The sequence below is a fragment of the Buttiauxella massiliensis genome, assembly GCF_902500225.1.
GTDB classification, from domain to species: domain Bacteria; phylum Pseudomonadota; class Gammaproteobacteria; order Enterobacterales; family Enterobacteriaceae; genus Buttiauxella; species Buttiauxella massiliensis.
On the sequence record NZ_LR722649.1, the window covers coordinates 398,539 to 405,970 of the forward strand.

At 50.4% G+C, this 7,432-nt stretch carries 1 protein-coding gene; it reads left to right on the forward strand.

The features are described 5' to 3' along the window. Nucleotides 1–7,432: Ig-like domain-containing protein (locus tag GC128_RS04130; RefSeq protein WP_193216218.1), on the forward strand; the 7,432-nt coding region annotated here is incomplete at both ends.

The following is a 7,432-nucleotide window of genomic DNA, read 5'->3' on the forward strand; positions in this document are numbered from 1 at the left end:
ATTACGCAGGTAACACCGCCACTGCCACGGCAGACCATGCGGTCAGCGTGGATTATGTGGCTACCGCCGATATCACCATTCATCAGATCGCCGGTGATAACATCCTCAATGCGGCGGAAAGTCAGCAACTGACCACCAGAGTGACCGGCACCGTGGGCGGCGACGCGCGGGTGCATGATGTGGTGACCCTGACCGTCAACGGCCATGAGTTCACCGGCACCGTGCAGCCAATGCCGAACGGCCAGCTGGGCTACAGCATCCCGGTGAACACTGCAGATCTGGCCAACGGTCAGCAGGTGCATGCGAGTATCACGACAACGGATTACGCGGGTAACACCGCCACTGCCACTGCCGACCATGGCGTGAGTGTTGATTATGTGGCGACCGCGGATATCACCATCAATCAGATTGCCGGCGACGACATCATCAACGCCGCGGAAAGCCAGCAACTGACCACCAGAGTGACCGGTACCGTGGGCGGCGATGCGCGCGTACACGATGTGGTGACCCTGACCGTCAACGGCCATGAGTTCACCGGCACCGTGCAGCCAATGCCGAACGGCCAGCTGGGCTACAGCATCCCGGTGAACACCGCGGATCTGGCCAACGGCCAGCAGGTGCATGCGAGTATCACGACAACGGATTACGCGGGTAACACCGCCACTGCCACGGCAGACCATACGGTCACCCCGGACTATGTTGCTGAAGCGACCATCACTATTGATGACATTACCGCGGACAATGTGCTGAACCATACTGAGTTAAACAACCCAACGCAGACTATCACCGGCATAGTGGGTGGGGATGCGAAAGTTGATGATGTTGTTGATCTGAACTTTAATGGCACTCATGTATATGGAAAGGTAGAAGATTTAGGCAACAATCAATTTGGCTACAAAATTAATGTCAATTCTTCAATTTTTGGTGATAACAACGTCATTTTAAATAAAGACGTCAATTTCACTGCCTCGGTCACTTCTCACGATAACGCGCAAAATGAAGTAACTGTCACCACCGATCACACGGTTCATGTTGATAACCATGCTTACAACGGTGTGAGCATTAACACCGTGGCGGGCGACAACATTGTTAGCCACGCTGAGTCACAGCGAGAAGTCTTTATTACTGGGCAAGTTAGTGGAAAAGATGCTCAGGTTGGTGATGATGTTGAAGTCCTTGTTCAGGGGACAACATACCCTGGCAAAGTACTGGCTGATTCTAATGGTCACCTGTATTACAAAGTACCGGTACCTGCTGGCGCGTTGACTGAAGGCGATACTAGTGCCCAAGTAACCGTTACCAGCCACGATAAAGTGGGTAACGAAGCTGTTGCGACTCAGACTCATAACTTCTCTGTTGACCTCCATGCAGAGGCCACTATCAACATTCATGAACTTACCGCAGGCTCAGTTCTGAATCACGATGAACTGACTACGCCGAAGCAGTTGATTACTGGTGACGTCGGGGGTGATGCTCACATAGGGGATAAAGTCTCCATAGAGATTAACGGGCACTTTTTCGGCGGGAAAGTTATTGATTTGGGGAATGGCAATCTTGGTTACCAGATCCCGGTGGATTCTTCAGCATTCGGTGATAACCATCAAAAGCTGGATAGTAACGTTAAAATTATCGCCAACGTCACGTCTCATGACGCTGTAGGCAACGTAGTGACAGTGACCACTGAGCACAGCGTTCATATTGATAACCACGCTGAGGCGGTTAACACTATTGGTACAGTGGCGGGCGATGATACGGTCAACGCGCACGAAAGCCGTATGCCGACCTTCATTAGTGGCGTTGTTACCGGCGATGCGCAGGCCGGCGACCCGGTACTCGTTCATGTTAACAAGGTTGATTACAACGGCGTGGTGGTGAAAGGTTCTGACGGTAAATTGCACTACGAAGTGCCGTTGCCAAACGGCGCGCTGCATGAAGGCCAGAATAAAGTGACGGTGACGATCACCGGCCACGATGGCTCCGGTAACATTTCATTCGCGGTGGATCATAAAACCGTCACCGTTGACACCCATGCAAAGAACTTCGTCACGATTAATGACGCCACCAGTGACAATATTCTCAACCACACTGAGTTGGGCCAAGGTCATCAGATCATCACTGGCGTTGTCGGTGGTGATGCGAAGATTGGCGATGAAGTCACTCTCGAGATTAATGGTCAATATTATCGTGGTCGCGTTGAGGATATGCATGACGGGAAAGGTACACTGGGCTACAAAATCCCGGTGCTGTCGTCAGAATTTGGCAATAACAACACCATTCTGATGAAAGATGTTCCGGTAACCGTCACTCTGGTTTCTCATGACGCAGCGGGCAACGAAGCTATCGTTGCCAGTGAGCACACCATTCACGTTGATAACCATGCCTACAATGGTGTGACGATTAATACCGTGGCGGGCGACAACGTCGTTAACGCCGGTGAGTCAAAACATGAAACCCTGGTAACAGGAAGAATCACCGGTAAAGACGCGCACATCGGCGATGCGGTGGACGTGACCGTTGGCAAGACAACCGTCCCCGGGACTATTTTTGCTGACCCGCAAGGTCACCTGTATTACGAAGCGAAAATCCCGACTGGTGTACTGATAGAAGGCAAAAATGATGCCACTGTGACGGTTACCAGCTTCGATGCGGCGGGTAACAAAGCGGTTGCCTCAGAAACGACGCATATCACGCTCGATACTCATGCCGATGCCACTATCAACATTCATGAACTGACCGCAGGCCCGGTACTGAATTACGATGAACTGGATACGCCGAAGCAGTTGATTACCGGTGCAGTCGGTGACGATGCGCGGGTAGGCGATAAGGTTTCCATCGAGATTAATGGACATTTCTACGGTGGAAAAGTCATTGATTTGGGTAGCGGCCATCTCGGTTACCAGATCCCGGTAGATTCTTCAGCTTTCGGTGATAACCAGCAACAACTTGGTGGCAAGGTGACAATTATTGCCAGCGTCACCTCTCATGACGCTGCGGGTAACGAAGTCACGGTGCACACTGACCATACCGTTCAACTTGATAACCACGCCGAAGCGGGTATTACCATTAATCCGCTGACGGGTGATGGCATTATCAATAACGTGGAATCGCAGCAGGTTAATACCAAACTCACCGGCACCGTGAATGGCGATGTGCACAAAGGTGATGAAGTCCTCGTCATGGTGAATGGCCACCCGTATGAGGCGACAGTGCAAGAACTGCCGCATCAGAACGGCGCATTAGGCTATAGCGTGGATGTCTTAACCACTGACTTGTTAGCCGATCCGAATCCTGATGCCTACATTGTGGGTTATGACGCGAACGGTAATATTCAGCTTGCTCAGGCGACGCAAAACGTTGGCATTGATTTGCAAGCTGAGGCGACTATTACCATCGATCCTGTCACTGGCGACAATATGATCAATGGCGATGAGTCTCACAACGAATTTACGACCATCACCGGGAAAGTTGGTGGTGATGTCAAAGTCGGCGATCTGGTTCATCTGGAGGTGAATGGGATCGATATGACCACTCAGGTGTTCAAAGATCCGGTGACCCACCAGTTAGGGTACAAAATCGATGTCAGCACTTACGATTTGATGGCTGATCCGAAGATCACCGCCACGGTGACCGCAACGGATAACGCCAATAACGTGATCACAGTGCATGCCGATCAAGACATTATTGTCGATACCCGCGTTGATGCCACGATAAGTGTGGATAGTGTGACGCAAGATAACGTGCTGAACGGGGCAGAACTCAAGCAGGGTTACACGCTGGTTAGCGGTAAGGTTACGGGGGAAATGCACCCTGGCGACCCACTGACTTTGACGGTAAATGGTCAGGTTTATCATGGTTTTGTGGAAAATCAGGGGGTCGATGCTAAGGGGCATATGATCATGGGTTACCACATCCCAGTGAGCACAGCTGATATCCAGGCCAACCCTAATATCCACGCCAGTATCGACGTGACCGATGCCGCGAAAAACCATGCTGTTGCCACGGCCAATCATCATGTTGGCATTGACGATCACGCAACAGCTTCCGTCACGATTAATATTGTGTCGGGCGATGATGTGCTTAACGCCAACGATCAGCAGGCTCCTACCACTATCATCAACGGTAAAGTCGGTGGTGATGTGAAAGCGGGCGATACCGTACATGTCATCGTTAATGGCGTTGATCACCCAGTTACCGTTGCAGATCAGGGACATGGTTTAGGTTTAGGGTATTCCATTGCCGTTAATACTTCAGACCTGTTAGCTGACCCGAAAATTGTGGCAACCGTTGATGCAACCGACAAAGCGGGTAACACGGCTTCAGCGAGCACATCGCACGACGTTGGTAGAGCTGATGGCGCACATGCGACCATTACTATTGACCCGGTGACTGACGACAACACGATTAACAATGCAGAAGCGCATAATCCGCTGACCACCGTTACTGGCCACGTAAACGGGGATGTAAACCCTGGTGATCTGGTCGACCTTGATGTGAATGGTCAGCACTACTACGGTACCGTCGACAAGAACCTGGCTTACAAAATTGATGTCAGCACTGACGATCTGTTATCCGTTAAAAGCCCTTTGCTTCATGCATCGGTAACTGGCCACGATGCGGCAGGTAATACCGTACTGGCGACTACAGATCATGCAGTCGGCGTAGCCACGATTGAAGTTCATAATCTGCAAATTAACGGCAGCCATGATTTCTGGCTGATTGAGGGTTACGTAGGTGGTGATGCAAAAGAGGGTGATAAAATTGTCATTCACGTCGGCGCTGATACTTACAATACTTCAGTCATTAAACTGCCCGACGGCCATCTGGGCTTTAACGGCGATGACCTGCACGATCCGGTGACCAATAATCATGTTTACATTGGCCCTAAGACGATAAGCAATAACACCGATATTACTGTCGAGATCACCACCACCGATCCATACGGTAACCCGGAGACGGCGACGGCTCATCTTCTGGGCAACGTGTCTGTTCCACCGCTTGACGGCAATGGCACTGTAACCCCACCTCAACACACCCCGCCGGATGTGCATATCACCGTTAGTCCGGTTGCGGGTAACAATGTGATTAACCAGCAGGAATCTCAGTCGGGCCATACGACTATTCGCGGAACGGTGTCAGGTGATGTTCATGTTGGCGATGATGTCATTATTTATATTGGCACTCGGCCTTATCACGGCCAGGTCTTTGAACATCCTAACTTACCTGGTGAATACAGTTATAAAATTGATGTTGATACCGATGAACTGAATGCACATCCTGGTTTTAGCGTCACGATGTTCGGCGGCAGCAGTCATGCAGAAGGGATGGTCACATTCGATACCGATGTTCACGCCACCATCACGCTGGACGATGTGGCGGGTGATAACACCATTAACATTGCTGAATCCCATAAACCGACTACCACTGTTAGCGGCACCGTAACGGGTGACGTCAATGACGGCGATAACGTCACTCTGCTGATAAACGGCAATTCGTTGACGGCGCAAGTTCATCAAGACCCAGTCACAGGTGAGTTGAGATTTACCAAAGAGGTCAGCACCGACGATTTGCGTCAGGATCCGACTATCAAAGTCAGCGTGACCGGGCATGACGATCAGGGCAACACCATTACTGCATCAGACGATAAAACCATTGCCGTTGATACCAGCATTAGCGCCTCGGTGACCATCGATCCGATTGGGCATCATAACGTTCTGAACCTGAACGACACCCAGCAGTTGCACACCACCATCACCGGCAAGGTGGGTGGTGATGTGAACCCCGGTGATGAAGTCACGGTGAACGTTAATGGTCATATCTACGACCATATCAAAATCGACGGTAACCATAGTTACAGCGTCGATGTGTTAACCAGTGACATGGCTAACGGCGGCAAGATTACCGCCCAAGTGACCGGACATGACGCTGCGGGTAATACCACTCCGGGCAGCGCGAACCTGGATGTAACGGTGGATACCACCGCGGCAGGCAACATCACCATGAACACGGTGTCGGGAGACAACGTTCTCAGCTACCACGATTTGCAGTCACCGACGACCCGGATCAGCGGCACGGTCGGTGGAGATGCGAAAGTTGGCGACGACGTAACTATCATGGTCAACAATCATATAACCCCTGTGAAAGTCATTGAATTGCCTCATATGAATGGGCAGTTGGGTTATGTAGCTGATGTGAATACCCATGACCTATCTGTTAAGCCTGATATTCATGTGACGGTCACGGGCACCGATAGCGTTGGCAATAGCTTCACCGCTGAGAGCAGCAAAACAGTACTCATCGACGATCATGCTGATGTGACCATGAACGTCAATGATGTAGCGGGCGATAACGTACTGAACCTCGCGGAAAGCAAGCTGGGTAAAACGACGATTACCGGCACGGTAAACGGTGATGTTCATGAGGGAGACAAAGTTACTATTCACGTCAATGGCAACGATCTCCCCGGGACTCTCCACCACCAGGCCGATGGATCGTTTACCTTCAGCCTGGATGTGAATACATCCGATTTACTTGCAGACCAGACCATTACCTACAAAGTAACGGGGGTGGATCAATACGGTAATACGCTGACTATCACCGAAACCAATACCATCACCATCGATCAGATCGCGGAAAACCAAATCCACATCGGCACCGTCGCGGGTGACGATAAAGTCAACATTGTGGAATCTCACAGCACCAACACTATTCTGCATGGTGTTGTGACAGGTGATGTCATCGATGGCAAGATTACCGTTGAATTGAACGGTACTAAGGTCAGTGTTGATGTTGATCTTAAAGACGTTGTGATTTCTGAAAACGCCAACGGTGAGAAGACCTTCGAAATACCGATTGCGACAAATCTTCTTCATGAAAGTGCTATCAACAACGTAGTCATTACCGTAACCGGCCACGATCTGGCAGGTAACCCTGCAACGTCGACCGATACTCACACCATTACCCTCGATACTACGATTGACGCACATATCACCCTTGATCCTGTTGCCGCGAATGATGTTATTAACGCCGCCGCCGCTGACAATGTGATTATTACCGGTACGATTAAAACAGACTTAGATGCCAAGCCTGGCGATAAAGTAACGGTTGAGATTGACCACAAGATCTTCACCGGTGACGTTAAGCTTTATAGCGATGGTCATGTGGGATACGAAATTGCAGTTGAGAGAAAATATCTACTTGAAGGCGAAAACGACATTAAAGTCAGCGTCACTGTTACGGACGATGCCGGTAACACTATCACTGTTGACGACGGGCATACTGTGAATGTGGACACCCAAATTCATGCCGATATCACCCTTGATCCTGTTGCCGCGAATGATGTTATTAACGCCGCCGCCGCTGACAATGTGATTATTACCGGTACGATTAAAACAGACTTAGATGCCAAGCCTGGCGATAAAGTAACGGTTGAGAT